General features: G+C 42.9%; 24 protein-coding genes. 20 read left to right on the top strand and 4 right to left on the bottom strand.

The window, feature by feature from the left end; all coding sequences use genetic code 11:
* Nucleotides 1-176 precede the first annotated feature (176 nt).
* From ACXQIQ_RS08955 to ACXQIQ_RS08935, 5 genes are all read left to right on the top strand, one after another.
* Nucleotides 177-671, top strand: coding sequence for a hypothetical protein (locus ACXQIQ_RS08955; RefSeq protein WP_439299107.1), 495 nt, complete (start codon nucleotides 177-179; stop codon nucleotides 669-671).
* 81 nt (nucleotides 672-752) lie between these two features.
* Nucleotides 753-917, top strand: a complete 165-nt coding sequence (gene ytzI / locus ACXQIQ_RS08950) for a YtzI protein (protein ID WP_439299108.1) — start codon at nucleotides 753-755, stop codon at nucleotides 915-917.
* 134 nt (nucleotides 918-1,051) lie between these two features.
* On the top strand, nucleotides 1,052-2,443 hold the full coding sequence (locus ACXQIQ_RS08945) for an N-acetylmuramoyl-L-alanine amidase (protein ID WP_439299109.1): 1,392 nt from the start codon (nucleotides 1,052-1,054) through the stop codon (nucleotides 2,441-2,443).
* Nucleotides 2,444-2,601: 158 nt separating this feature from the next.
* Nucleotides 2,602-3,774 carry an MFS transporter gene (locus tag ACXQIQ_RS08940; RefSeq protein WP_439299110.1) on the top strand — a complete coding sequence of 391 codons (1,173 nt, stop codon included), beginning with the start codon at nucleotides 2,602-2,604 and terminating at the stop codon, nucleotides 3,772-3,774.
* Nucleotides 3,775-3,846: 72 nt separating this feature from the next.
* Nucleotides 3,847-4,359 carry a DinB family protein gene (locus ACXQIQ_RS08935; protein WP_439299111.1) on the top strand — a complete coding sequence of 171 codons (513 nt, stop codon included), beginning with the start codon at nucleotides 3,847-3,849 and terminating at the stop codon, nucleotides 4,357-4,359.
* A 51-nt stretch (nucleotides 4,360-4,410) separates the two neighbouring features.
* On the opposite strand, the gene ACXQIQ_RS08930 is transcribed toward ACXQIQ_RS08935, so the two are convergent.
* From ACXQIQ_RS08930 to htpX, 3 genes are all read right to left on the bottom strand, one after another.
* Nucleotides 4,411-4,896: a BsuPI-related putative proteinase inhibitor gene (locus tag ACXQIQ_RS08930; RefSeq protein WP_439299112.1), complete on the bottom strand. Its 486-nt coding sequence runs from the start codon at nucleotides 4,894-4,896 to the stop codon at nucleotides 4,411-4,413.
* A 104-nt stretch (nucleotides 4,897-5,000) separates the two neighbouring features.
* Nucleotides 5,001-5,324 (bottom strand): ArsR/SmtB family transcription factor, encoded by a 324-nt coding sequence (locus ACXQIQ_RS08925; protein WP_439299113.1) that lies wholly within the window; start codon nucleotides 5,322-5,324, stop codon nucleotides 5,001-5,003.
* A 147-nt stretch (nucleotides 5,325-5,471) separates the two neighbouring features.
* Nucleotides 5,472-6,353, bottom strand: a complete 882-nt coding sequence (gene htpX / locus ACXQIQ_RS08920; protein ID WP_439299114.1) for a protease HtpX — start codon at nucleotides 6,351-6,353, stop codon at nucleotides 5,472-5,474.
* A gap of 395 nt (nucleotides 6,354-6,748) precedes the next feature.
* Here htpX and ACXQIQ_RS08915 point away from each other — a divergent pair, with 395 nt between their 5' ends.
* The 6 genes from ACXQIQ_RS08915 to ACXQIQ_RS08890 all read left to right on the top strand — a co-directional run bounded on the left by ACXQIQ_RS08915 (nucleotide 6,749) and on the right by ACXQIQ_RS08890 (nucleotide 12,998).
* Nucleotides 6,749-7,495, top strand: a complete 747-nt coding sequence (locus ACXQIQ_RS08915) for a DUF1836 domain-containing protein (RefSeq protein ID WP_439299115.1) — start codon at nucleotides 6,749-6,751, stop codon at nucleotides 7,493-7,495.
* A gap of 133 nt (nucleotides 7,496-7,628) precedes the next feature.
* Nucleotides 7,629-8,843: a DUF2157 domain-containing protein gene (locus ACXQIQ_RS08910; protein ID WP_439299116.1), complete on the top strand. Its 1,215-nt coding sequence runs from the start codon at nucleotides 7,629-7,631 to the stop codon at nucleotides 8,841-8,843.
* Nucleotides 8,840-9,355, top strand: a complete 516-nt coding sequence (locus tag ACXQIQ_RS08905) for a GDYXXLXY domain-containing protein (protein WP_439299117.1) — start codon at nucleotides 8,840-8,842, stop codon at nucleotides 9,353-9,355. Before ACXQIQ_RS08910 ends, ACXQIQ_RS08905 begins: the two co-directional genes overlap by 4 nt.
* 73 nt (nucleotides 9,356-9,428) lie before the next feature.
* The gene (locus ACXQIQ_RS08900) at nucleotides 9,429-9,785 is read left to right on the top strand and encodes a cyclic-phosphate processing receiver domain-containing protein (protein ID WP_439299118.1); all 357 of its coding nucleotides are present in this window, start codon (nucleotides 9,429-9,431) and stop codon (nucleotides 9,783-9,785) included.
* Between the two features lie 96 nt (nucleotides 9,786-9,881).
* Nucleotides 9,882-11,108: an MFS transporter gene (locus ACXQIQ_RS08895; RefSeq protein WP_439299119.1), complete on the top strand. Its 1,227-nt coding sequence runs from the start codon at nucleotides 9,882-9,884 to the stop codon at nucleotides 11,106-11,108.
* A 342-nt stretch (nucleotides 11,109-11,450) separates the two neighbouring features.
* Nucleotides 11,451-12,998, top strand: coding sequence for an ABC-F family ATP-binding cassette domain-containing protein (locus ACXQIQ_RS08890; RefSeq protein ID WP_439299120.1), 1,548 nt, complete (start codon nucleotides 11,451-11,453; stop codon nucleotides 12,996-12,998).
* A gap of 34 nt (nucleotides 12,999-13,032) precedes the next feature.
* Here ACXQIQ_RS08890 and rnz read toward each other — a convergent pair whose 3' ends face one another.
* Nucleotides 13,033-13,968, bottom strand: coding sequence for a ribonuclease Z (gene rnz, locus ACXQIQ_RS08885; RefSeq protein ID WP_439299121.1), 936 nt, complete (start codon nucleotides 13,966-13,968; stop codon nucleotides 13,033-13,035).
* Between the two features lie 161 nt (nucleotides 13,969-14,129).
* Here rnz and ACXQIQ_RS08880 point away from each other — a divergent pair, with 161 nt between their 5' ends.
* From ACXQIQ_RS08880 to ACXQIQ_RS08840, 9 genes are all read left to right on the top strand, one after another.
* Nucleotides 14,130-14,771: a toast rack family protein gene (locus ACXQIQ_RS08880; RefSeq protein WP_439299122.1), complete on the top strand. Its 642-nt coding sequence runs from the start codon at nucleotides 14,130-14,132 to the stop codon at nucleotides 14,769-14,771.
* 292 nt (nucleotides 14,772-15,063) lie between these two features.
* A complete protein-coding gene (locus ACXQIQ_RS08875; RefSeq protein ID WP_439299123.1) occupies nucleotides 15,064-17,463 on the top strand; it encodes an immune inhibitor A domain-containing protein in 2,400 nt (799 codons plus the stop codon).
* A gap of 119 nt (nucleotides 17,464-17,582) precedes the next feature.
* Nucleotides 17,583-18,563, top strand: a complete 981-nt coding sequence (locus tag ACXQIQ_RS08870; RefSeq protein ID WP_439299124.1) for a S66 family peptidase — start codon at nucleotides 17,583-17,585, stop codon at nucleotides 18,561-18,563.
* A gap of 9 nt (nucleotides 18,564-18,572) precedes the next feature.
* Nucleotides 18,573-19,016 (top strand): GNAT family N-acetyltransferase, encoded by a 444-nt coding sequence (locus ACXQIQ_RS08865; RefSeq protein WP_439299125.1) that lies wholly within the window; start codon nucleotides 18,573-18,575, stop codon nucleotides 19,014-19,016.
* A 107-nt stretch (nucleotides 19,017-19,123) separates the two neighbouring features.
* On the top strand, nucleotides 19,124-19,753 hold the full coding sequence (locus ACXQIQ_RS08860; protein ID WP_439299126.1) for a hypothetical protein: 630 nt from the start codon (nucleotides 19,124-19,126) through the stop codon (nucleotides 19,751-19,753).
* Nucleotides 19,754-20,101: 348 nt separating this feature from the next.
* On the top strand, nucleotides 20,102-22,000 hold the full coding sequence (locus tag ACXQIQ_RS08855; RefSeq protein WP_439299127.1) for an endonuclease MutS2: 1,899 nt from the start codon (nucleotides 20,102-20,104) through the stop codon (nucleotides 21,998-22,000).
* A 392-nt stretch (nucleotides 22,001-22,392) separates the two neighbouring features.
* Complete coding sequence (locus tag ACXQIQ_RS08850; RefSeq protein WP_439299128.1) at nucleotides 22,393-22,704, top strand: hypothetical protein; 312 nt, start codon at nucleotides 22,393-22,395, stop codon at nucleotides 22,702-22,704.
* A 62-nt stretch (nucleotides 22,705-22,766) separates the two neighbouring features.
* Nucleotides 22,767-24,791 carry a hypothetical protein gene (locus ACXQIQ_RS08845; RefSeq protein ID WP_439299129.1) on the top strand — a complete coding sequence of 675 codons (2,025 nt, stop codon included), beginning with the start codon at nucleotides 22,767-22,769 and terminating at the stop codon, nucleotides 24,789-24,791.
* Between the two features lie 3 nt (nucleotides 24,792-24,794).
* Nucleotides 24,795-25,445, top strand: coding sequence for a putative bacteriocin export ABC transporter (locus ACXQIQ_RS08840; protein ID WP_439299130.1), 651 nt, complete (start codon nucleotides 24,795-24,797; stop codon nucleotides 25,443-25,445).
* Nucleotides 25,446-25,469 lie beyond the last annotated feature (24 nt).

Here is a 25,469-nt window from a genome sequence, read left to right as displayed (position 1 = left end):
GGTTTTTAATGGAATTTAGAAGTTTATCTGCGTATTAATTCGTTTTATATAAAGAACGTCTTGTTTTTGTTATTCATAAACATATCAGTTAAAATAAAATTATTACCATATACATCCAACGCCATATTATTGGAGGGGTTGTTCTGGAAAAATCAAAACGGCCATCGAAGATGATTTTGACAATCGTATTGGTTTCTCTCATCGTGATCGGGATCGGAGGATGGACAAGCTTTTACCTGTTTCAAAAAGCAGATGGTGGAGCAACGACGTTAAAAGAGGCAAAGAGCAGCGGGGACGTCCGTGTCGTCTCCAATGATGCTCTATTTGTCAATGAAAGCAATGAAGAGGCCGTACTCAAAGAGATCAGTCAGATGCATACGTATTTGAATCAACTCCTCGGTTGGGGAGCATGGCAAAGCTTTGATCCTACGAACAAAGAAGAAGAGCTGCGTACTCAACTGATGCACATTGAAAAGATCATTGCTCCAGAAACTCGAGGACCGTTAAAAAAGGATATGGAAAGAGCAGCGAATAGTATTGAGAAAGCGCTGGAAGAGAATGATTCTACACACCTGAAGATGGCCCACAGGATCTTTCATGATCTGGATGTCGTCATGAATGATATTGTGGTGGATGTGTATTGGGGCGTAACTGCGACCTACGGCAAGTAGGTGTCTTGAATCTGTCATTTTTCCATCGCACCTATTCTAGCAACTATGTTAAATTGATAGATGGAAGGATGGGATTCTATCATGTTCAAAGTATTAATAGCTTCCGTACTCATCATCATCGTTGTCCTCATTCTTTTCGTGGCAGCAATAACGAAGGGATATTCTTATAAACATACAATCGATCCATTGGAAAACAACCCGTACCTGGATGGAAACGATGAAGAAGAAGACAAAACAGACCGATAAATGCTCGATTTCATAGTTTTCCCGATTGATAAGGTTGGCTGTACAATTCAGTCAACCTTTTATATTTGTACAAGCAATCGACCGAAAATTGCATAGAGTGTATAAAGGGAAAATTCTATGAAAGTGGTGAATAGATGGTAACAGTCGTTTTAGATCCAGGACATGGTGGCTCTGATAGCGGGGCTGTCTACAAACAATATAAGGAAAAGGATTTTAACCTGAAAGTAGCATTGATGGTCCGAGAGTTTTTGCTCGAATCATATGTCGTCAATGTGTTGATGACCCGAACGAAAGACCAAACCGTAAGTCTGAAAGCACGTACCGATTTTGCGAATGAAAAGAACGCTGACTTTTTCTTTTCGATCCACCACAATGCAGCAGGTGGGACGGGCTTTGAGAGTTATATCTACAACGGAACGATACCGAGTGCAACGAAAGAGATCCAGGGCATCATCCACAAAGAGATCGTCTTCACGACGGATCAATACAAGGTTTTCAACCGTGGACAAAAGAGAGCGAATTTCTATGTGCTCCGAAATACAAGAATGAACGCATTATTAATTGAAGTGCTTTTCATTGATAATGAACGTGACTTGCAGTTGATGTTGAATGACAAATTCTTAAGAGATGTAGCGAAAGCAGCGGCTACAGGAGTTGCGAAGGCACTGAACTTACCACAGAAGCCAAAGCCGCAGCCTCAACCTCAACCAGGTACGGGAACCCTTTATAAGGTGATCGCTGGTTCTTTTAAAGAAGAAGAGAATGCAGAACAACGAGCAAAAACGCTCCAGTCCAATAAGATTGAAGCGTATATCTACCCGATTGTCATCAATGGGACGAGGTTTTACCGTGTACAAGCCGGCGCTTTTTCTCAGAAAGAGAATGCAGAAGAGTTGGTTGCTCGGTTGAGAACCATCGGAATCGGTGATGCATTCATCGTAACGGAAGGTGAACCATCAGAGCCTCCTAAGCCAGAGCCTGTTGTCGGTTTTACCATTACAGGATCAAGTGTGCTTACGGCTGAAACGATGAACGATTTCGTCAAGCGGGTGAACCCTCAAGCTCCTGCATTGGCCCAGTTGTATTTGAATATCGGTAATTTATATGGAATTCGAGGCGATACGGCTCTCGCTCAAGCGATTCATGAAACCAATTACTTCCGATTCACTGGAACGGTGAAGCCTGAACAGAACAACTATGCGGGAATCGGAACGACAGATGCAAATACGCCAGGCGCAAGCTTTGCAACACCAAGAGAAGGCGTGCTCGCTCACATCCAGCATTTGTATGCGTATGCGACAAAAGAAAAGTTACCTGAGGGACAAGTACTCGTGGATCCGCGATTCAATCTCGTTGCCCGTGGCTCGGCACCGACTTGGATCAAGCTGAATGGAAAATGGGCCGTACCAGGTACGACCTATGGTCAACAGATCCTGACGATCTATGAAAAGATGGTCAACGCTGAAATCGATGCAGCCAATAAGTTGATTGATGATCTGGAAAAAACGAAACAGCAACTTCAATAGTAGGAAAGCTCCTTATTTGCAGGGGGCTTTTTTTGTTTCTGGTCCTTTCTACAAGATTGTTGCTTAGGCAAGATAGTCCTAAGTCACTCATGTCTAGTGTTACAATGAGGAATAGTATTGAAGACGGACTTTGTACGAGTGAGTTAGGATGAACAACAATGGAAAATTGGAAGAAAAGTGCACGATTTTTATGGCTATGTAATTTCATAATCGTTGCGGCGATGACGATGATCCTGCCATTCCTGCCACTATACTTGGAAGAACTCGGGGTAACGGGTGAAAAGGAACTGAGTGTTTGGACAGGTGCCATCTTTTCTGCTGCGTTTTTATCTGGCGCGATCATGTCACCGATTTGGGGCATCTTCGCAGATAAATTCGGTCAGAAAGCAAATCTGATCCGTGCGGGGATCGGAATGGGGATCCTTACATTCTCGATGGCATTCGCGACAGGTCCATGGATGCTTCTGGGGCTCCGTTTTTTCATGGGCTTTTTCTCAGGATTCATTACCGTATCCTTTTCTTATCTTTCTAGAATTACTCCGAAAGACCATACCGGGAGTGCGCTAGGATTTCTGCAAACCGGCGGGATATCCGGAGGCATCGTCGGACCGTTATTTGGAGGTGCTTTGTCAGACTTGTTCGGTTTCCGACCAGTTTTTGCTGTGACGGGCATCAGCATTTTGTTGACCTTGCTGCTCGTCATCTACTCGATCCCTCAAGATCAGCCGATGCAATCTAAAAAAGGAAAGCCAGGGACTTTCATGGATGTCCTGAAGAACAAGCAATTGCTGGTGCTGTTCATTGCGACATTCATCTTGCAAGCGGCTATGCTCAGTACGAACTCGATGATGACGATCTTCGTAAAAACGTTCGTGGACAACAAAGAGAACCTTGCCTTATTGGCTGGGTTTGCGGCGTCCATCCTTGGAATCGCGACAATCATCGGCTCTCCTTATCTAGGTAAGCTCGGAGACCGGATCGGTCATTTGAAAATGCTTCCGGTCGTGATGTTCGCGAGCGGAGTCTTGTTTTTACCTCAATTGTGGACTGATAACATATATGAATTGTATATATGGCGCTTCATCCAAGGATTGCTGCTTGGGGGTGTCTGGCCGGCAATCCAGACCTTGATCTATAAGAAGACACCGGCAGATATCGAGGGGCGAGCCTTTGGTGTGACAGCGAGTTGCCGTTTTCTAGGGAATTTGATCGGTCCCTTGATCGGTGGATGGATTTCAGGAAATTTTGTCACGGCATATGTATTTGGTTTTGCCGGTGTAATTTTGATGGCTGGCAGTGTCCTCGTCAAATTCGGTGTTCATGATCGATGACAGATTCTATTGACACCTGAATATTCTGACGATACTGTTAAAAGTAATGGAAAACAGGGGAGATGAGGACGTATGGATAATAAAGCAATTTTGCAAATGTTCAACTTTTCAAGAAGCAACACATTGGCAAGCTTGAAGGCGACAACAGAGGAACAAGCTCTAATCGTACCAGAAGGTTTCAACAACTCGATCGTTTGGAATCTTGGACACATCTTCATCGCGGTAGAAAACATCATGGCTCATGTAGATGGAAGTAAAGCGAACATACCGGATGGCTACAAAGAATTCTTCGGCCATAGTACGAGTCCATCCACCTGGACGAAAGAGCCACCAACGTTAAAAGAGCTGGCGACACAACTAGAAGAACAAACGGAGCGCATTGCATCTATATATGGGGAAAAATTGCAAGATACGCTGCCAGAGCCTTTGCGCTTGAATGAACGGACTGCGTTTGAAACGTACGGAGAAGTGCTCAACTTCATGATTTGGCATGAAGGTCTCCATCTCGGTGTCATCAATGGAATCAAACGTGCGCAAGGCATCCAGGAATTATGGAAACCGCTCGAGGCACAAGAAACGAAATAAATGATCGCAAGCAAAAAGCTGGTCCGTTCAACTATCGGACCAGCTTTTACATTATTCAATCGTTTGTTTGAATGTCGTTTCAAATGGTGGCTTGGAAGTGACTTTGAAGCGGATCTGATATGTTCCTGGGTCCAACTTCGGTAAGGCTACGCTGAAGCTTTTGCTTTCGCCAGGCTCAATCGTCTCGGTTTTAAGTGCCTGAGTGAACATTTTGCCTTCTCCCCAATGGAACACCTGTTTACCGTTCTCATCCATGATCCACATGTCATACTGTTGTCCACTTGTAAACTCTAGATTTTGCGCTCGTTCAGTTTGGTTCTTTAATTCGATGACTGCTTTGTCGTTCGTGAAAGAAACGACGTTCAGCTCAAGTTCACCTGCCACAATCTCATTCCCTTCAGGTGGTTTTTCCGGTTTTTCTGGTTTTTCACTAGCTTGTCCGTTAGTCGGTTCAGAAGCCGGTTCCTCGTTCGTTTCCGTCGTTCCGCAAGCTGCTAAAAGGATCATCAACCCCACAATTGAAAGAAGTCGTAACATGGTGTAACCCTCCCTTTGATCAAAGGACCTTACAATCCTTGATTTTAATTGTTCGTAGTATTGACGTAACCGGGCGGGCTTATGTTTCAACCATTTTTTATAATTTACTCAAAAATGCATTCCGCCTCAATAACTTTGATCAGTTCCTTCAGTTGTTCCAGAGGACGTTCCACCTCTAGTTTATAGTAATTCTGAGTACCTTTTTTCTCGGAACTGACAAGATGGACTTGTTTTAGGATCTTTAGGTGATGGGAGATCGTCGGGCGGGACATCGGAGAGTAATCCGAAATCTCATTGACGTTCAACCGTTCATGTTCCGCTAACAACAAAATCAGTTCCTGACGTACAGGATCTGCTAATGCCTGAAATAATGGGGTGGCATTCCGGAAGGACTCCAGGAATTGCTCTTTTTCGTTTGTATCTGTCATATCGATCACCATTCGTTTAATAGTTTAAACCTATATGTACATAGTATATCAGGTCGGGCTGTTTGGCAATTGGTTACATGTAGAGAAGACTTGGCAATGAAAAAAACAGAACAGACGAGATGTCTGCTCTGTTTCTATATACCATTATTACTTCGCTTGTAAACGACGGATTCGCTCATCAAGGTCAGGGTGTGTTGAGAAAAGAAGTCTCTTTTTCTTACCGCCACTGATTTTCATAGTCGCTAGAGATTCTTGACGAGTATCGACGCGGTTGACATGGGCACGAAGGGATTCAAGTGCGTGTAGCATCTTGTCCTTACCGGCCAGATCTGCACCGCCTCGGTCCGCATGGAATTCACGATATCGGGAGTACGCCATGACGACGATACTTCCGAGAATGGAAAATGCGATTTGGAAAACGAAGATGGCAATGAAATGAACAATCATGGCTTTATCTTCATCCACCAACTGAGCGACTGCCCAAGCTGCAATTCTGGATAGGAATACTACGAATGTATTGATGACACCTTGCAATAAGGTCATCGTTACCATATCACCATTTGCAACGTGCGCAACTTCATGTGCAAGTACGCCTTCAACTGCGTCATCATCCATGTTTTGAAGTAGACCAGTTGAAACAGCAACGAGTGATCGGCGTTTTGAAGGACCTGTTGCAAAAGCGTTAACTTCAGGCGAGTTATACAATCCGACTTCTGGCATGACTGTTAGTCCTGCAGCACGTGAAAGGCGGTGGACGCGTTCCACGAGATCACGCTCATAAGCTGAGCCAGGGTTATCAGGGTTGATGACTTTAACGCCCATGAGTTTCTTAGCCATCCATCGGGAAATTGCAAGGGACATGAAGGAGCCAGTAAAACCGACGACAGCACTGAACACCAACAACTGTCCGAACATGATGTTACCATCAGCACCGATGTAGTTGTTTACGCCTAACACCGATAGAACAATCATGATGGTCGTAAGGACTAGAATGTTCGTTAAGATGAATAATGAAATCCGTTTAAACATTTTCATACCTCATTTCAAGTTCATTTGAACTTAATATTGTATATAAGTTGAGTATAAATTACCACTTCAAATTAATCAAGATAGAAGATTACGATTTTATAAAGGATACATGAGGTCATAGCTATATTGTTGATTTCTTCGAAATTCACTCCCTTTCCGCGGGCGAACCGCAAGCCTCCTCGCTTGCGGGGATGTGTTTACTACTAAAGTTAGCGCTGTGGGGTCTTGCCTGGCTCGCTATTCCCGCAGGAGTGTCGTGATTTTCTATTGAAATCAACAAACGAAGCCTTATGATACTGTTAATTGTATCATTTAAATATCTTCAATAAATTGACGTCCACATTTTTGTTGCGTATGATAAGTTCAAATGAACGGATAAATAGAGGTGAAAAACGATGCCTTCCTTGACCCTTACCCGAAAACAGATGGCTGAACTGCTTGTATCATTACAAAACAATGAGGTCAGCACCCCTACCAAAGTATTGAAGCAAGCGTGGTTAGAAACAAATGGTATGTCAGAGGATGCCGCGATGAAAGGCATGGGGGAATCTTCTTTACCAGGTATTTTTGAAAAGATCATCAAAAGCTCCAAGAAGGAGATCGGTTTCTCCATCAATGAAATCGTTTCGCTCGGAAATCAGATTGAATACAGCAGCTTTTCTACTACTGCAGTTCAGAACTGGGTGAAACGGGATGTAAGAAGCTTGATTGGTTCTCCTCAACAAGGCAAGAAATACTCCCTGGAACAGGCCGCGATCCTCTTCATCGTTGAGGATTTGAAAAGTACACTCGACTTCGTTTCAATCCGGAATCTGTTGACTTTGATTTTCAATAACATAGAAGATCGGCATGACGACTTGATTGACCCGATTCATTTTTACCATACATATGCGACGATTTTTGAGGAATTGGACTTGAATGATGATCATGTTGTGGATGTAGATTTCCGTGTGAAAGATGGAAATAAAGCTGAAATGATGATCTATCAGAAGGCTGAAGAAAAAATGGAGCGGCTCGTCGATCTGGAATTAAGGGAACAATCGATTGTAAAAAATGCATTGGTCATTGCAACTCTCTCCGTTCAGACGTCTTATTTTCAATCTGTATCAAGACAGTTTTTGAATTCGACTTTATTCATATAAGGAATTTTTACGAAAGTGGTGGAAACACCACTTTTTTATATTGGAAAATAAACATTTATAGTGTAAAATTACACTAAACGAACATGAGCACGCTAACAGCTATCATATGTTAAAGGGAAGGGGAGGGTACAACATGAACGAGCGGAAATGGTTAAAAAAAGAAGGTGCGAAATGGATCGAGAAAGGTTTGATCGAGGAAGATCAATTGAACGGAATCATTTCGCTGTACGAAAAGAAGAGCAGCAATTTGTTACCGATATTAGCAAGCCTGCTGATTGGACTCGGTGTCTTGACCTTTATTGCTTCGAATTGGGGGCAAATGAGCGATCTGTTCCGGTTCTCTCTAATTTGTGCAGCCATAATCGGATTCAACTTGACGGGGCTTTATCTATTAGGAAAGGATAAACGTACGTTAGGGATTGCCTGGATCGGGATTGGTACTTTGACATTCGGAGCGGGGATTTTCTTAACGGCACAAATTTTCCACATCGTCAGTTATAGTGCAAATGCCTTCGTCTTATGGACGCTGATTGCACTGCTTACGTATTTCATCCTGCCGAACCGGTATTTTTATCTGCTTACACTCGTGATCGGTACAGCGGGTCTCATCTATAGTGCAGTGTCATTCCAGTCGTTCAGTTTCATTCTTGCTCTCCTTGTTGTCATAGGTGTCGGCATCATCACCCTTAAAGAAAACGAGTCTTTATTCTATCACTTGTATGCAGGGGCTTTGACGATCACAGGCATTACGTTCCTTGTCGGTTACGATCTGACGTATATTTGGATGACGATTGTATTTCTCTTCATTTATGCAATGAGTGAATGGGTACCGGCTGAAAAAGCGCAGTTTGCGTATAAAAACATCAGCCTGCTCGGTGTCGTGATTCTCACGTTGGTGCATGTATTCTTGCTGGAAGACATGATTCGTTACAACGAAAATATAATACCTGCGTCTCTACCGTATTTCATACTGTTATTGATCACTATCGGCCTCATCAGTTGGTCGAAGTATAGAAGGCCATCAGAATCACATTGGATTGATCTAATCTTATTCGCACCCCTTTTCTTAATTGGGGAAACAGCTGGTGTGTTTTATTTATTACTCGTATTCGGCTATTCGTTATACATCCTGGTCGAAGGGTATAAGCTGGAGGATTCCACCCAAATCAACCGGGGGACCTTCCTATTCTTGATCAGTACGTTGGTCGCATACATCCAGCTGGCATGGGATTTCCTACCTAAATCCATGTTTTTCCTCGCAGGGGGGATTCTCTTGTTCTTATTAAGCTGGTATTTGGAAAGAAGACGTAGAAAATGGGTGCATGAAGCGAAAGGAGGTCAATCATGAATCGTAAAAAATTGATTTACCTGTTGATTGTCCTTCAGTTGGTCATCCTAGGTGGTATAGCAGGATCTCATTTTATGACGCTTCAAACCGGAGAAAGGGTCACTTTAGAAACCGAACCGATTGATCCGAAAGATCTTTTCCATGGTGATTATGTGATCTTGAATTACAAGATATCCCGATTGCCAGTTTCACTCTGGGCTGATGAAGGAGAGCCTGATTATAATGAAAGCGTGTATGTCGTGCTAAAAGAATCAGGCGAAGTCTATGAAGCGAGCAGTATCCACAACAATCGACCAGACACTGACGAAGGGGAGGTCGTCCTTAAAGCCATCGTCAGAGGGATGATGGACCATGTAGGGGTGATCCGACTGGATTATGGAATCGAACGATATTATGTGGAAGAAGGCACAGGGCGACAGATTGAAGAAGAACGACCCGATCGGGTTGCAATCCGGGTCGCACCATGGGGCCAAGTGACGATTGAAGATCTGATCTACACATCTTCTGAATAATTCGATAATAGTTGTGGGGTTTATATACGATCCGTGTTATACTTGATACAAGCCAGCGGGAAGGAGACATATATTGTCAACTATCAATGTTTTTTTAGACGATGTCCGCTCAGCTCCCGATGATTATGTACTTGCGTCTGATATGGAAGAATGTATTAAGCTACTGCGTGAAAACACTATCCAGCACCTATCCTTGGATCACGACTTGGAAAATAAGCTGAGGAATGGCTTTATGGTCGTTGAATATATGGTGAGACATAAACTTTTTGCTGAAGAGACCATTACGGTCCATTCTGCAAACGCTGGTGCGGGGAAAAAGATGTTTCACTACTTGAAAGACGCACAGGAAAGTTTGATTATACCTCAGAATGTCAGAATTCATTATCATCCATTGCCGTTGAATATAAATAAAAAGAAAAAGCATCCGTAGGGTGCTTTTTTTTTGTGCTGTAGAATAAGACGATTCCTTTGGAAATCTTCGGAAGCAAACTTATAATAGATGGGGTGAGAAAGGAAGCGGTCAAAAATGGACTCAACAAGAAAACCCCTTTGGACGAAACGATTCATACTGCTCTGTGCGAGCAATTTCTTATTCTTCATGAGCTTTTTCCTATTGTTGCCGACATTGCCGGTATATTTGGTGGAAAACTTGCAGGCAAGTGAGGATCAGGTCGGCTTGATCATGGGAATCTTCACGATTGCCGCTGTATTTGCTCGGCCATTGACAGGCTATCTGATGGACTTGAAAAACCAGAAAGCACTGTTCTTGATCGCCATCATCGTCTTTGTGGTGGCAACCTTCGGCTATTTAGTCGCACAGACGGTGCTCTTCGTGTTCCTTATCCGCTTCATATATGGATTCGGTTTCGGTATGTCAACGACAGCTGGTGGCACGATGGCTGCCGAATGGATTCCTGAAGAGCGGAGAGGGGAAGGTCTCGGCTATTATGGTACGTTCATCATGGTTGCGATGAGTGTCGGACCTGTTGTCGGGGTATACGTGGCCGCCAAAACGAGCTATCAAGGCATGTTCTGGTTCTGTTTTGCATTGTCGGTCATTGGACTGATCATGGCAAGCCTGTTGCCGAACTACAAACAACCTGGTAAGAAGAATGAAAACATCCGCAAGTTTTCTTTGAAAACGAAAGAGGACTTTCGTTTTTGGGCGAACGAATTGATAGAGAAAAGAGCAGTGCCGGTTGCTGCAGCCATGATGATGATCGCCATCGTCTTCGGGGGAGTCATCAGTTTCGTCTCTCTTTACGCAAAAGAGATCGGTGATGCCTCGATCGCAGGGACTTATTTTACCTTATATGCAATTGCGATCGTCATCTGCCGGCCTTTCGCAGGGAAATGGTTTGATCAGAAAGGACCGAACCGGCTCATCGCATTCGGAACACTCTTTTACTTGATCGGTATGATTGTCCTCGGATTGGCGATGAACAGTTGGATGGTCTATGCCGCAGCGCTTATTATCGGTATTGGTTATGGCGTTCTCCAACCGAGCTACCAAGCACTCTCGATCCAACTATCACCTTCTCATAGGAGAGGTGCGGCGACTGCGACGTTTTTCACTTTCTTCGATATCGGTGTCGGAATCGGATCCTTCCTATTGGGATGGGTCGTCGTTCAAATCGGTTACGGGAACATGTTTCTTACATCTTCCCTATTCTTGATCGTGTCATACTTCGTTTATATCCGATCAGCCCGGCCAATGGTCCAGAAACAGAAGTGGGCTTTACAAGAAAAATGACTTCAGCTAAAATGGAAGGCATAACCAATGAAAGGGTGGAGGAAGCGAGATGATGAATCGATCTGTTGTTCTTTGTATTGTAGTGGCTTGATGACGGGAGAAGTATGCCCATTTTTGATAAAACCAAGCCATCACAAAGACGACAGATCGACATCCTCGCACCCCCTTTATCGGCATGACCGGAAAAGGTCTATTTTCTGTACAATCATGTGCAGAATCAAGAGCAGGGTGTGAAAACACGCTGCTTTTTTATATGCTGACATTTTCATAAGGATGTTGGTCCATTCGTTTTGTGTGATGGTGTCCAAAAAACCAACACATAAGAGAAACGAGGAAATAATCATGAGTGTTTTACATGTTAAAGAACTGACCCACGGTTTTGGTGACCGTCATCTATTCAATCAAATCGAGTTCCGTCTGTTGAAAGGCGAGCACATCGGTTTGGTCGGAGCGAACGGGAGCGGTAAATCGACTTTGCTGAATTTGTTGACCAAGGAGTTGATTCCGGACGGAGGAAGCATTGAATGGCATCCTGGTGTTGAAGTCGGCTATCTCGTTCAGCATCCAGATTTCAATCAAGATGAAACGATCATGGATTACTTGAGAGGCGCGTTTGAGCGACTTTATGCAATGGAAAAAGAGATGCTCCGCATCACAGAACGTCTCTCAAGCCCAGATACGACAAACCTAGAGAAGGACTTGGAACGACTTGGCTTCATTCAGGAAACTTTGGAAGCCAACCAATTTTACACATTGGATGCCACCATTGAAGAAGTGGCAGCTGGCCTCGGGATCACTGCGCTCGGAATGGAGACGAAAACGAGTCACTTAAGCGGTGGACAGAGGACGAAGTTGATGCTCGCGAAGCTTTTATTGAGTAAGCCGGATGTACTGCTCATGGATGAACCGACCAACTATCTGGATGACATCCATATCACCTGGCTGCAAAAATACCTGGTGAACTACCCGAACGCTTTTATCCTGATTTCACATGATACGAATTTCATGAATGAAGTGGCGAAGGTCATCCACCATCTCGAGCATAAACAGCTCACCCGATATGTCGGGAATTATGTAGCGTTTACAGAAGCGTATGAACTACGGAAGAAGCAAGCGTACCAAACCTATCTCAGGCAACAGAAGGAGATCGAGAAGCTGGAAGACTACATCGCCCGGAATAAAGCGAGAGCATCCACTGCGAAACAAGCGAAGAGCCGGGAGAAGAAACTCGAGAAAATCGACCGGATTGAAAAACCGACCAACTTACCGACTCCGAGGTTTGCTTTTCGCGTCTGTCGAGAACCGAATCAGGAAGTGCTTGTAGCCGAAGGCTTGAAAATCGGTTATGAAGAACCACTGCTTGAAGGGCTCGATATGTCGATCAAAAAGAACGCCAAAATCGCATTAACAGGCTATAACGGAATCGGAAAAACGACGACGATCAAGTCATTGCTCGGGCTGATTGAACCATTAGGCGGACGGGTTGAGATCGGTAGCTACGTGCGCCCGGTCTATCTGGAACAGGAACTACAGATTCCCATTCAGGATTCCGCCTTACAATACGTATGGTCGCAATATCCTGAAATGAAGGAGAAAGACGTCCGGAAGCAGCTTGCCAGATGCGGTTTGAGGAATGAGCACATCTATCAACCGATGGATACGTTGAGTGGAGGAGAACAGACGAAAGTGAGGCTTTGTGTTCTGATGATGAAAGAGAGCAATTTCCTCGTACTGGATGAACCGACAAACCATCTAGACATTCGTGCCAAACAAGCGCTGAAAGAAGCCCTCGAGCTTTATAAGGGAACGATTCTGCTCGTCTCCCACGAGCCTGATTTTTACGAAGATTGGATAACGGAAACATGGAACGTCGAGGAATGGATTCGATAATCGGGTACAAGAAAAATGACTCCCTCTAGTGGAGTCATTCTTCGTTTTTACGCTTATTCAGTTGATAGACGGAGAAATCATGGGCCAATTCTGTATCCGGAAAAACATTCACCGCGCTTTCAAGCAGTTCGTCAGCTTGATCATAGTAACGGGAGCTGATATGGGTGAGGATCAAACGCTTAGCACCAGCTTGTTTCGCTAATTCAGCGGCTTGATTCGTTGTCGAGTGGAAGTATTCGATCGCTCTTTCATCCATCCCTTCAGCAAAGGTCGCCTCATGAATGAACAAGTCAGCGTCCTTTGCAAGCTCAACGGTTTTGACAGATGGCCGAGTATCACCGCATATCGTTACAACTCTCCCAGGTTGGCGTGGACTAGTGAAATCTGCACCATCGATTTCCCGTCCGTCCTCGAGCGTTACGGATTTCCCTGTTTTCAAATCACTATACAAAGGACCAGGTGGAATACCAGCTTCTTTCAATTTCTCCACTTGAAGGCGGCCAGGCTGTTCCGGCTCTGTAATTCTGAAGCCATACGAAGGAATGACATGCTCAAGCTGGGCAATTTTGATTTCATAGCCGTTATCAAGCTCTACAAAATCATCCTCGAATTCGACGATTTCTAACGGGTACTTCAGATAGGTCCGGCTCGTTTCAAGCGTGACGGTGATAAAGTCCTTGATTCCTTTCGGACCATAAACCGTGAGAGGATCATCAGCTCCCTGAAATGATCGGCTCCCGAGAACGCCAGGCAAACCATAAATATGGTCTCCATGCATATGCGTGATGAAGATTTTCGTGATTTGCCATAATTTCAGATTCGTATGTAAAATCTGATGCTGGGTCGCTTCCCCGCAATCAAACAGCCAAACTTCACCTTGACGATTCGTCATGAATCGCAGCGCAATGGATGAAACGTTGCGACCTTTCGATGGGATCCCTGCACCAGTTCCTAAAAATTGAAACTCCATACCATTCATCCTTTCGTTACTAGTATACCATCTCGAATTCGTCCTCAAACCGAACGAAAAAATCAGCCCTGAGACGGATAGAGAACCAACCTCCTGAACGTTATCTGTCTTGTCGAACTGGCTTACACTACAAATAAGAAGAACAAAAAGGAGCGAAGGTAATGTTTACGAAAGAGAAAACGAAGAAAGTGATCGAGCGAAAAGAAGAAAAGGAATTGGAAGTATCCCTGCAACTAGGAGCTGGAAAGCTTCAGGTGACGGGAGGAACCAATCAAATTATGGAAGGGACGTTCTCCTACAAAGGCGAAGAAATGGATCCTCATGTGAACTACGAAATCCATGAGAATCAGAAGGGAGATTTGACCGTCAGTCAGAAAAGTACAAAGGGATGGGATTTCTTTTCTGTAAAACAAGATTGGGAAGTCGCACTGAACGACACACTACCTCTGTCCTTGAATCTGGCGTTAGGAGCTGGAAAATCGGATTTGAACTTAACGAATTTGAAGTTGAAAGACCTGGTCATTGAAGCAGGTGTAGGAGAAACAAAAATTGACCTTTCTGGTGACTGGAAAGAAAGCTTCAAGGTCAAAATCGATAGCGGTGTCGGAAAAACGAGAGTAATGGTCCCGAAGCGAATCGGTGTAAGTCTGGATGTCGATAAAGGGGTCGGAAAAATCGATGCTGACTATTTCATGAAGGTAGGAAGCAGTTATCAAAACCAAGCCTATGAAACCGCAGATGTAAAAATTGATATAGATATTGATATCGGCATAGGTGACGTCATTATTGAGCAAATTTCATAATTGGTAACCAACGACCCATGTTCGTTAAATGGGTCTTTTTACTGTTGTAAAATTTATGAAGACAAGTAAATTGGTTGGAAAACTTCTTTATTCTTCAAAATATTTCAAGATAATAAGGTTCATTGTACTACGAATTTTACCAATTTATCTCAAATACCTACAAAAATATACCTTTATTCCCCTTTTTCTGAAATATTAAACATAATATTTACAATTTTTCGTCAAATTGCTACTATTACTACAAAAGTATTAGATTGCAAGATTTTACTAATTTAGGGGAGGGCATCAATACGTGAAGAAAAGTAAAATCACATCAACAGCCTTAGCAGTCATGATGGGGTTGAGTACGCTTACATACGGTGCAGTCGCTTCACCGCAAATGGCAGAAGCAGAAAAGGCACGAGAGAGTGTAACTCAGCAATATGGTGGAGCACCGATTGATCTGGGCATCGCCAACGATGAAAGATTGATAGAAATGCTCAAGAAAGAAGGAACAATCGATAAGAATGCAACTGCAGCAGAAGCAGAAAAAGCGTTAAAGATATATCTGAAGAAAAGATCAGCTAACTCTGAGCATTCGCATGAAGAAGGAGAGCTTCATGATGAGGCTCAAGAGTCAAAAGCCAAGTTGCAAAAGGATATGAAGAAGAACGGATTAACTTCCGGAAAAGGAAATAAATTAGGACAAGCTAAGAAAAACAAGCCTGACGGAGTTGTAGAGGAAGCGTACGATGGACAAATGCGTACCGATAAAGTTCTAGCAATCCTCATAGACTATCCGGACAAGCCTACCAACTCAATGACCGCTGATGAAACAGATATGTATTACGAAGGTGAGAATGCATACTCACGTGAACACTATCAAGATATGTTGTTCGGTACCGGTGGTTGGACAGGTCCAGACGGCAAAAACTACGTATCAATGAAACAATATTATGAGCAACAATCCGGTGGAAGCTACTCCGTAGAAGGGGAAGTAGCTGGATGGTATACAGCAAGTCAACCGGCGGCAGCATATGGCGGAAACTATCCGGATGAAAACGGTAATGACGTAAATGCGCGTGGCTTGGTAAAAGAAGCATTAGAAGCTGCAGCAGCAGACCCTGATGTAAACCTAGCAGACTACGACCAATGGGATCGTTATGACCTTGATGGTGACGGAAATTACCTTGAGCCAGACGGACTTGTCGATCATTTGATGATTATCCACTCTGGTGTAGGTGAAGAAGCAGGTGGAGGTTCCCTTGGTTCGGATGCGATCTGGTCTCACCGTTGGAATTTAGGTGGCGTGTATACTTTAGGTGGAACCGAAGCTGAGGTCCCTTATTGGGGAGGTCAAATGGCTGCCTACGACTACACAATCGAGCCTGAAGATGGTGCGGTTGGTGTTATGGCCCACGAATTTGGACACGACCTTGGACTCCCGGATGAGTATGACACGCAGTACACTGGTGCAGGCGAACCGGTAAGTTACTGGTCGATCATGTCTAGTGGAAGCTGGGCTGGACAAATCCCAGGTACAATGCCTACAGGATTCAGTCCTTATATGAAAGAAATGCTTCAAGAAACTGCCGTTGTCGATAACCAGGGAACAAAAGGAAACTGGTTGACAGGTACTGAAATCGATCAAAGCGAAATCGATGCAAATGGTGTAGAGGTTTTACTTGACGAGGGTGTAACGAAAGGTACAAACAATGACGTTGTTAAAGTGACACTTCCTCAAAAAGAAACGGTAATCAATGAACCTGCAAGTGGAGAAAAAGAGTATTTCTCTGGAAGTGCAGATGATTTGCATACGTATTTGACAAAAACGGTTGATTTGACCAATGCCACGTCTGCTCAGTTCAATTTCAAAGCTTGGTACGACATTGAAGTTGATTGGGATTATGCATACGTAACGGTGAATGGTGAGACAATTCCAAGTGATATTACAACGGATACTAATCCATATGGTAGTAACCTAGGAAATGGAATTACTGGTTCTTCAAATGGATGGATCGATGCTTCATTTGACCTATCTGACTATGTTGGAGAAGAAGTTGAAGTGGCAATTGAATATGTAACAGATGCAGCAGTTACAAATCCTGGTCTATATGCGGACGATCTTTCAATCGTTGTTGATGGAGAAGAAGTGTTGTTCGATGACGTTGAAGGTGAACCGAAATTCAACCTGGATGGGTTTACAACAAACGATGGAATTAAGCGTTCCGATCATTATTATCTATTAGAATGGCGCAGTCACAATGGTGTGGATAGAGGACTTGACAATATCCGCCGTGGTGATAGCTTGATGACATTCGATGATGGCTTAGTCGTGTGGTATGTAGACAAGAAGTATGGCGATAACTGGACTGGTGCACATCCTGGTGAAGGATTTGTTGGTGTAGTTGATGCTGATCAACACACAAACTATTGGAGTGATGGTTCAGTAGGTTCTACTCGTTACCAAGTGCATGATGCTGCATTCAGCCTAGATAAGAGCGAGAAGATGTTCTTGGATTACACAGACTTGCTCGGTATCACTATGAAAGACAATCATACAAAACGTAATCCATTATTCGATGACAGCAACAACTACCTGAACCCAGGACTTGTTGATGCTGGAAGAAACGTTCCAAACTATGGCTTGAAGTTCCGCGTTATCGGACAAAGTGATGATGGAACTGTCGGTAAAGTATTATTATTCAAATAATCATTGAGTTGGAAACCAACCTCGAATATTCGAGGTTGGTTTTTCTTCTTTTCTATTCTCTTTTTCCTGTAATCTGGTAAACTTATGAGCTACATACATACGAAAAGGAGAAGATACATATGCACATACCCAAAAAATTACAACCGGGTGATGAAATCAGGGTAGTTGCTCCAGCAACAAGCATGGTCATCTTAGATGAGAACCAAAGAAAGACTGCGATTCAAAGGTTAGAAGAGCTTGGATTGAAGGTGACGTTCGGTAAGCACGTTGAGGAAGCGAATGATTTTCACTCATCGAATATTGCGTCAAGAGTGGAAGACCTGCATGACGCTTTCCGTGATCCGAATGTGAAAGGGATTCTGACGGTCATCGGCGGTTTCAATTCCAACCAGCTGTTGCAGTATCTGGATTACGAATTGATCAAGAACAACCCGAAAATTCTTTGTGGATTTTCCGACATCACAGCTTTATCTACTGCCATTTATGCAAAAACGGGATTAGTTACATATTCTGGTCCTCATTTTTCAACATTCAGTATGCTGAAAGGCATTGAATATACGAGGGACAATCTCAAGAAATGCTTGATGTCTGAGGAGCCGTATGAAATCGAACCGGCAGATTATTGGAGCGATGACGCGTGGTACATGGACCAGGAGAATCGAAACTTTTTACAACAAGATGACTTTGATGTCATACGGAACGGTACTGCCGAAGGGCAACTGATCGGTGGCAACTTATGTACGTTGAACCTCCTCCAAGGCACGGAATATATGCCAAGCTTGAAAGAGGCCATCCTGTTTCTAGAAGATGACTACATGACAGAACCGGCTTTATTCGACCGGGACTTGCAGTCATTGCTTCATCTACCTGATGCCGATCAAATCAGAGGATTGGTCATCGGTCGTTTTCAGAAGAAGTCAGAGATGGCAGAAGAGATTTTGAAAAAAGTACTTGAAACCAAAAACGAATTGAAGAACATTCCGATCATTACGAACGTCAATTTCGGTCATACACAACCAATCACGACTTTCCCGATAGGTGGACGAGTACAACTAACAGCAAATGAAAACAAAGCGACTATAAAAATCATCAAGCATTGAGGTGGGATTATGGAGATACGGAGCATAACAGGTAGGCTGGACGTGACAACTCTTGAAAAGTTGATGGTTTTACATGACCGCGTGTTCAGGTCCGGTTCTAACGAACTGGAAGACGAGTTGGAGAAGAAGCACAACGTACACATCGCTGCGGCTTTTCTGGACGATGAATTAGTCGGTTATAAGATCGGGTATGAACGGAAGGACAAGCACTTTTATAGTTGGTTGGGTGGAGTGGACCCTCATCACCGAAAAAAAGGAATCGGTCAAGCTTTACTGTTGGAACAAAAGGACTGGTGTATAAGAGAGGGCTATCATACGATCCGAACGCATACGAAAAACCAATTCAAAAATATGCTTGTCCTGAATCTGAAAAATGGATTTGATGTAATCGGAACGTTCACCGATCAAAAAGGAGAACCGAAAATCATACTCGAGAAAAAGTTGATAAGCTGACTTCTGCAATCCAGCACTTGGGAGGAAATTGGTTACATACGATTCATTTGTATCATGAACACCCTGTTCTACTTTGTCAAAAAACCATCCATAAAAGGGGTGATAGTATGTCGATTGTTCATTCTTTAGCTTCCCAGCAAGGTCGAAACGATGAACAACCGAATATTGAGCTGGCGGAAAGATTGGTTCAAGAAAGAGATCATTCTGGAATAAAAGAGGTAATGGAAAACTTGCATAATAAGGATAAAAAAATCCAAAGTGATTGCATAAAAGTTGCGTATGAAATTGGTGAGAGGGACCCTGGCCTGATCAGCAATTACGTATTGAGTTTCATTGAACTACTGAAGAGCGGGCAAAACCGTATGGTGTGGGGAGCGATGTCTGCATTGTCCACAATCGCAGACCAAGTCCCAGATACACTGGTGCAACACCTGTCACCCATCCTTTCAGCAATGAAAACGGGCTCTGTCATTACGGTGGATAAAGGTGTGCTTACGTTGGCGAAGCTTGCTTCTGTTCATGAATCAAATAACGAAAAAGTGTTTCCGAGCCTAATTGAACATTTGAAGAATTGCCGGGTGAAAGAAATTCCGCAGCATGCCGAAAGCACAATGGTCGCGGTGAACGAACAGAATAAAGAAGCGTTCATTGAAGTGTTACAAGAAAGAGAAGAGTATCTCACTGCCCCTCAATTGAAAAGGGTGAAACGGATTTATAAGAAATTGGGCGTAAGCTGACTTGTCAAATGCACAAGGATTCAGTATAGTAATAGTACATTCTAATAAAAAGGTAGATGTAATTTATGTTACTGAGGGTTCTTAACTAACGCAAATTAGATACAGAGTAATGGTGGAAAGGGGTTTTCTTAAAAATCGCCTTTCATTGCAACGGGATACGTATGCCCATTTTGCCATTCTCTGGTTTGCATGTTAAGAACACACTCGTACACATAAGCTGACTCCAAGAATACGAATATTCTGGGATTGGGTTATTTGTATCTCGATCGACTTTACTGCGAAGCCGCAGGTGACGATGTGTTCACCTGTGGCTTTTTTATATTTCAAATCAATCAGGAGGAAAATACATTGAATCATACAACTGAAATGATGTTAGAATTTCATACAATCAAACAACAAATGAAGGAATATGCTCTTTCCGTGCAAGGGAAAGAATTGATTGAACGGATAGAACCATTTACACAAAAACGTGCGGTTGAATTACGACTACAAGAAACGGCTGAAGCACAAGCAATCATTCGAAAAGGAAGCGTGCCTGTCCATGGATTAAGTGGAACAGAAACGTTGTTGAATCAATTCAATAAAGGTATCGTACTCACACCACATCAATTGGAGGCTGTTCTCGATTTGATTGAGGGTTGTGGAAGAATCAAGCGTTTTATGAAAAACCAGGCCTCACTGGGTCCAACCGTATCAAGCTATGCCGATTCCATCTACGACCTGGAGGAGTTGGCGGAAACGCTCAGAGAATCCATTCGGAGTGGTCAAATTCAAGACCACGCCTCAAAAGAGCTAGCCAAAGTCCGGAAGCAGATTGCGATTCTTGAGAGCCGTATCAAAGAAAGTGTGTATCAGATCGTCCGCTCACCTTCCAAAAGCAAATACTTACAAGAACCTATTGTAAGTCAGAGAGATGGTCGATATGTCATCCCGGTTAAAAAAGAATACCGAAAACAATTTGGCGGTCAGGTGGTCGATGCCTCTGCAAGCGGGTCCACCGTTTACATGGAGCCGAAGGTCGTTCAAAAGGATCAGGTGAAGATCGCAGAGCTCCGATCAGATGAATATTTGGAAGAACAGCGAATTCTTTCAATGCTCACAGGGCATGTAGAAGGCTGTGAACATGAACTCAGAATCAACATCGAGACGATGGCACATTACGATTTTATTTTTGCAAAAGCGAAGTACAGCGAAGAGATCTCAGGTAACCAGGTGAAAATCGTATCAGAGCCGGCATTGAAGTTGGTTGAAGCGCGGCATCCATTGCTTGGGTCTGAAGCGAAGCCTTTGACGCTTGATCTTGGACACCGATATCAAACGTTGGTCATTACAGGCCCGAACACTGGAGGTAAGACAGTCAGCCTGAAAACAGCGGGACTATTGACGGTAATGACCTTGTCTGGAATGCTCGTTCCGGCTTCTCCGGAGAGCGAAGTGGGGATTTTTGAGACCGTATTGACCGATATTGGTGACGGGCAGAGTATCCAACAATCGTTAAGTACGTTCTCGTCAAGATTGACGAACGTCATTGAAATCTTGAAACTGTCCAACCCCCGAAGTCTCGTTTTGTTGGATGAATTGGGGGCAGGAACGGATCCGGCAGAGGGAATGGGGCTTGCCATCGCCATTCTTGAACAGTTGAATGACATGGGGGCGAAGACCATTGCCACAACCCACTACAACGATATCAAAACGTTTGCTTCCGAACATCCCGACTTTGAAAATGCCCGAATGGAGTTCGACCTAGAAACGTTACAACCGCTCTATCAGTTAACGATTGGAAAACCTGGGCAAAGTCAGGCCTTCCATATCGCTCGTAAGCTTGGATTGCATCCGAAAATTCTTGAAAACGCACATGGACGCACTTATGGAGAAGAAGTCCATTATGAAAGTGAAGCGCATCATGACTTGCAAATTACATCTGGTCCAGTGAGAAAAATGGAAAAGAGTAAGAAACCGGACTCTACTCTTAAAAAAGGGGACAGCGTTTTTATCCCGTCAGAAGAAAGGAAAGCGATCGTATACGAAAGTGTAGATGCCAATGGGAATCTGACTCTTTTCATAGATGGTGCGTTCAAGAAAATGAACCATAAGCGTGTAAAGCTCGAATTGCCAGCAGAAGAACTTTATCCAGAGGGTTATGATTACGATATACTCTTCGAAACGGTTGAAAACCGGAAAAAGAAACGGATTATGGAGAAGAGGCATGTTGATGGGTTGAAAATCGAATATAAGAGCGAAGATTAATCTTCAAATGAAGGCTGCCTCATGTGATATGGAGGCAGTCTTTTTTTAAAAACACATATTATAAACGAACGTGTTCAGAAAGGGAATTTTGACCACCAATACATAAATAAGAACAAAGACCTAAGTCGAAACACCCTCTCTTTCATCTAAGATGAGGAATCTCGCGTAGTTAGTGGAATTAAATATATTAACAAATTTCAATTAAGTTTTATTCATTAAAAAAGGTAAACTTGAAAATATCGCTTTACGAAAGGGTCTTACTTGCTTCAGACCCTGTTAAATAGGCGTTTTGAATCATTTACTGAAAAATATTACAAAAAATTACAAATAATCAAACGAATGGTATATTTTTCATCAAGGAAAAAGGACAAACCATATGAGGTGGGGAATTAATGAAGAAGCTTAATCGAGGAATCATTACTTTTATTGCTGCTGCTATGTTCTTGGTCCCATTCGGCGCTGCATACGCAGCATCTGTCGCTGGTGGTGAATTGATCTATAAAGGCGGTCAGACGGATTCGTACGTATACTCGGATATTAGAGATGCGAAGCCAAGCAATAGCAAGTATTACAATGTTTGGGCGGCTGTCAAGGTATGTAGTAGTACATATTCTTCTGGCTGGAAGCAGGACAAAGCTTATAAGCAAGCGGACCGCAAATGGTATTGTAACGAAACATCGCATTACGACTATTATCAAAGGTAAGGTTTAAACAAATCTTTTGTCCTTTTTCCTTACCAACAAGATACACAAGACATGGAGGAACGATGAAAAAACTATTATTCATTTTCTTGATTGGTCAATTCTTGTTATTATCCTATATCTTCAATAAATCTTTATTCGATATATATGAATTGAATCATCTAGGTGATTCGACACTAGATGCCTATATCGTAGAGGACCTTTCAGGTGACAGATTGAATGCGCTTTATGAAGAGATTGACGCATTGTGTTTATCTGATCAATCCTGCAGAGTTCAACTCATCAAAACACCTGTATCTGAGAACAATCAATTCGTTTACGAAATCTATCATAGTGAACTGGATGAAATCGCAAAGCCTGCATCCATATCATCAGATACAATCTTCAATTACTATCCTTTGCAGAAGGAAGATTTCATTGATAACAACGGGGTATTCTATACAGATCTACAACGGGATGAAATAGACAGTATAGCATCTACACTCGGCGTTACAATTGAACCTTATGAAAATACGATCGCTTATGGACAAGTGTTGAAGTACAATCTCTTGAACTTCACCTTATTGCTGGTCTTATCCCAGTTGGTCCTCTTCATATATACATTTACAAGGATCAAAGTGAATGCTGTAAAGAAAATGCTTGGTTTTTCTAATATGAAAATGATCCTCGGCTCGCTGAAAGACTTCGTCTACATGGAGGGTGCAATCTTACTCGGTGTACTTTGTACCCATTTCTTCTATTACTTGTTCGTCGATCAGATCGTGTTGCGTTATTTTTACCTACTAGCTGCATTCATGCTCGTTGTGGCATTATGTAACATCATCCTTTTGTTGATTACTCAAACGAGCTTAAGATTCATCGATATCAATCTGATGATCAAGAATAAAGTCTACTCGAACAAGTTGAACTACGCTTTATACGGACTGAAAATCGTATTGATCCTTTCCATAACCGTTTCCATTTCTTCTTTCATGTCCAATTACACCGACTATAAGGAGAAAATGAGGGACCTGGAGCAATATAAACAGTTGAATGGTTATTTTACATCCAATGGCTACAATTATGAGGAAGATACGATTGCTAGAAAACAGCCGGAAAGAATCGCAGAATATGGTCAGTCGATTCAAAACCTATATGAGCATTTCGAAGCACGTGGTCAGTTGTATGTGAATGACGCCTACCTACTCGAATTACTGTCTCCTAGTTATTTGGAGATTCAGGGCTTGAAGAAAGAAGATATATTCAATTCACTTGAGGAAAATCATATCGTCGTTAATGAGCGATATTTCAAAGCGTTCATGAATCTTCATGATGAGAATGGCGTGCCGATCGACAACCTGGAGGCCGATAAACCAACCCTTTTGGTTCCGGTCAAATATATGGAACAAGAGGATGTGGTCCGGAACATCTACCAAGAAAAATTCGAGCACTTGATGAATTATAATGAGTTCTTTGGGATTGAAAATGAGAATCCGAAGCGGGTAGAGGATTTGAATATCCTATACATGCAAAATGGTCAGGAATATGCGTTACTCGGTCAGAACGTCTCGGGAACGGACATCAAGTTGAGGGATACGATCGTCATGCTGGACACAGGAAATTTTGATAGCCTGTACTATTATGATTTATTGAATGCAGGGGACGTTTACTTCCAATTGGATGAAAGAGATGAATTCAGCCAGGCGATTGCCAAATTCGACCTTCAGAAGCTCGTGAATGTAGGGACACTTTTGACTCCTTATATGGATAGGGTCCATTACACTGAGTTCGTCATGTACAACTCTTTAGTGTTTACGGTCCTGTTTTTATTCACACTGATCTTCGTCATCTATATTTCCAATTTTGTCGATGTGACCTCGAACAACAAAAGATACATCATGCAGTTCATTTACGGATACGATGGTGCAAGGACGTTCAAGGTTCATTTCATCATCTACATCATGTTGCTTGGTATGATCGGTCTTCATTTCTTTGTAGATTTTAATGCCGTCCTCTACATCGGGATATTGGCGGTGGATTTATTGATTCTATTCTACTTGTATAAAAAATTGGTCAGCAGCGATCTGCACAAAATCGTTAAAGGTGGATAAGCGATGTCAATCATTGAACTAAAGAATATAAACAAAGCGTATGAGAAGGAAGAGATCTTTTCGGATGTCAATCTATCGATTAAACAAGGGGAAATGGTCGCCATCACTGGAGAAAGTGGAAAAGGGAAAACGACCTTATTGAATATTATGGGCTTGATTACGAAAAAGGATGCCGGCCAGTTGAAGCTATTTGGGGAAGACAATCCTGCCATCCATTCCAAATCAGCGATGATGTTACGACGGAACAAAATCGGATACTTGTTTCAAAATTACGGGCTCGTCGATGACGAAACCGTAAAGTGGAACTTGAACCTCGCTCTTGAATATAAGAAGTTGAATAAGAAAAAGAGGCTGGAAAAGGTCGAGAGTCTCTTGAAAGAGTTCGGACTCTACCATTTGAAAGATAAAATGGTCTATCAACTGAGCGGTGGGGAACAGCAACGGATCGCCATCATGCGATTGATATTACAGGAAAGTGATTTAATTCTAGCTGATGAACCGACGGCCAGCCTGGATGCAGATAATGAGAGGATCATCATGGATTACTTGAAAAAATTGAACGGGCTCGGGAAAACAATCGTCGTCGTGACCCATAATCATAAGATCTTACCTTACTTTTCACGCATCATCCGCCTGGATGAATTGAATGTGTAAGTAAAAAAAGACTTCGTTTAATTT

The organism is Pseudalkalibacillus sp. Hm43 (genome assembly GCF_054170705.1).
The sequence above is the reverse complement of the archived record's forward strand: the minus strand, read 5'-3'. Positions and strand labels throughout refer to the sequence as shown.

Coding starts and splice junctions, on each gene's coding strand:
- ACXQIQ_RS08840 (WP_439299130.1), top strand. CDS start 24,795: ATGTCAATCATTGAACTAAAGAATATAAACAAAGCGTATGAGAAGGAA.
- ACXQIQ_RS08870 (WP_439299124.1), top strand. CDS start 17,583: ATGCACATACCCAAAAAATTACAACCGGGTGATGAAATCAGGGTAGTT.
- htpX (WP_439299114.1), bottom strand. CDS start 6,353: ATGTTTAAACGGATTTCATTATTCATCTTAACGAACATTCTAGTCCTT.
- ACXQIQ_RS08910 (WP_439299116.1), top strand. CDS start 7,629: ATGAACGAGCGGAAATGGTTAAAAAAAGAAGGTGCGAAATGGATCGAG.
- ACXQIQ_RS08865 (WP_439299125.1), top strand. CDS start 18,573: ATGGAGATACGGAGCATAACAGGTAGGCTGGACGTGACAACTCTTGAA.
- rnz (WP_439299121.1), bottom strand. CDS start 13,968: ATGGAGTTTCAATTTTTAGGAACTGGTGCAGGGATCCCATCGAAAGGT.
- ACXQIQ_RS08850 (WP_439299128.1), top strand. CDS start 22,393: ATGAAGAAGCTTAATCGAGGAATCATTACTTTTATTGCTGCTGCTATG.
- ytzI (WP_439299108.1), top strand. CDS start 753: ATGTTCAAAGTATTAATAGCTTCCGTACTCATCATCATCGTTGTCCTC.
- ACXQIQ_RS08905 (WP_439299117.1), top strand. CDS start 8,840: ATGAATCGTAAAAAATTGATTTACCTGTTGATTGTCCTTCAGTTGGTC.
- ACXQIQ_RS08890 (WP_439299120.1), top strand. CDS start 11,451: ATGAGTGTTTTACATGTTAAAGAACTGACCCACGGTTTTGGTGACCGT.
- ACXQIQ_RS08935 (WP_439299111.1), top strand. CDS start 3,847: ATGGATAATAAAGCAATTTTGCAAATGTTCAACTTTTCAAGAAGCAAC.
- ACXQIQ_RS08915 (WP_439299115.1), top strand. CDS start 6,749: ATGCCTTCCTTGACCCTTACCCGAAAACAGATGGCTGAACTGCTTGTA.
- ACXQIQ_RS08880 (WP_439299122.1), top strand. CDS start 14,130: ATGTTTACGAAAGAGAAAACGAAGAAAGTGATCGAGCGAAAAGAAGAA.
- ACXQIQ_RS08860 (WP_439299126.1), top strand. CDS start 19,124: ATGTCGATTGTTCATTCTTTAGCTTCCCAGCAAGGTCGAAACGATGAA.
- ACXQIQ_RS08845 (WP_439299129.1), top strand. CDS start 22,767: ATGAAAAAACTATTATTCATTTTCTTGATTGGTCAATTCTTGTTATTA.
- ACXQIQ_RS08945 (WP_439299109.1), top strand. CDS start 1,052: ATGGTAACAGTCGTTTTAGATCCAGGACATGGTGGCTCTGATAGCGGG.
- ACXQIQ_RS08930 (WP_439299112.1), bottom strand. CDS start 4,896: ATGTTACGACTTCTTTCAATTGTGGGGTTGATGATCCTTTTAGCAGCT.
- ACXQIQ_RS08895 (WP_439299119.1), top strand. CDS start 9,882: ATGGACTCAACAAGAAAACCCCTTTGGACGAAACGATTCATACTGCTC.
- ACXQIQ_RS08925 (WP_439299113.1), bottom strand. CDS start 5,324: ATGACAGATACAAACGAAAAAGAGCAATTCCTGGAGTCCTTCCGGAAT.
- ACXQIQ_RS08940 (WP_439299110.1), top strand. CDS start 2,602: ATGGAAAATTGGAAGAAAAGTGCACGATTTTTATGGCTATGTAATTTC.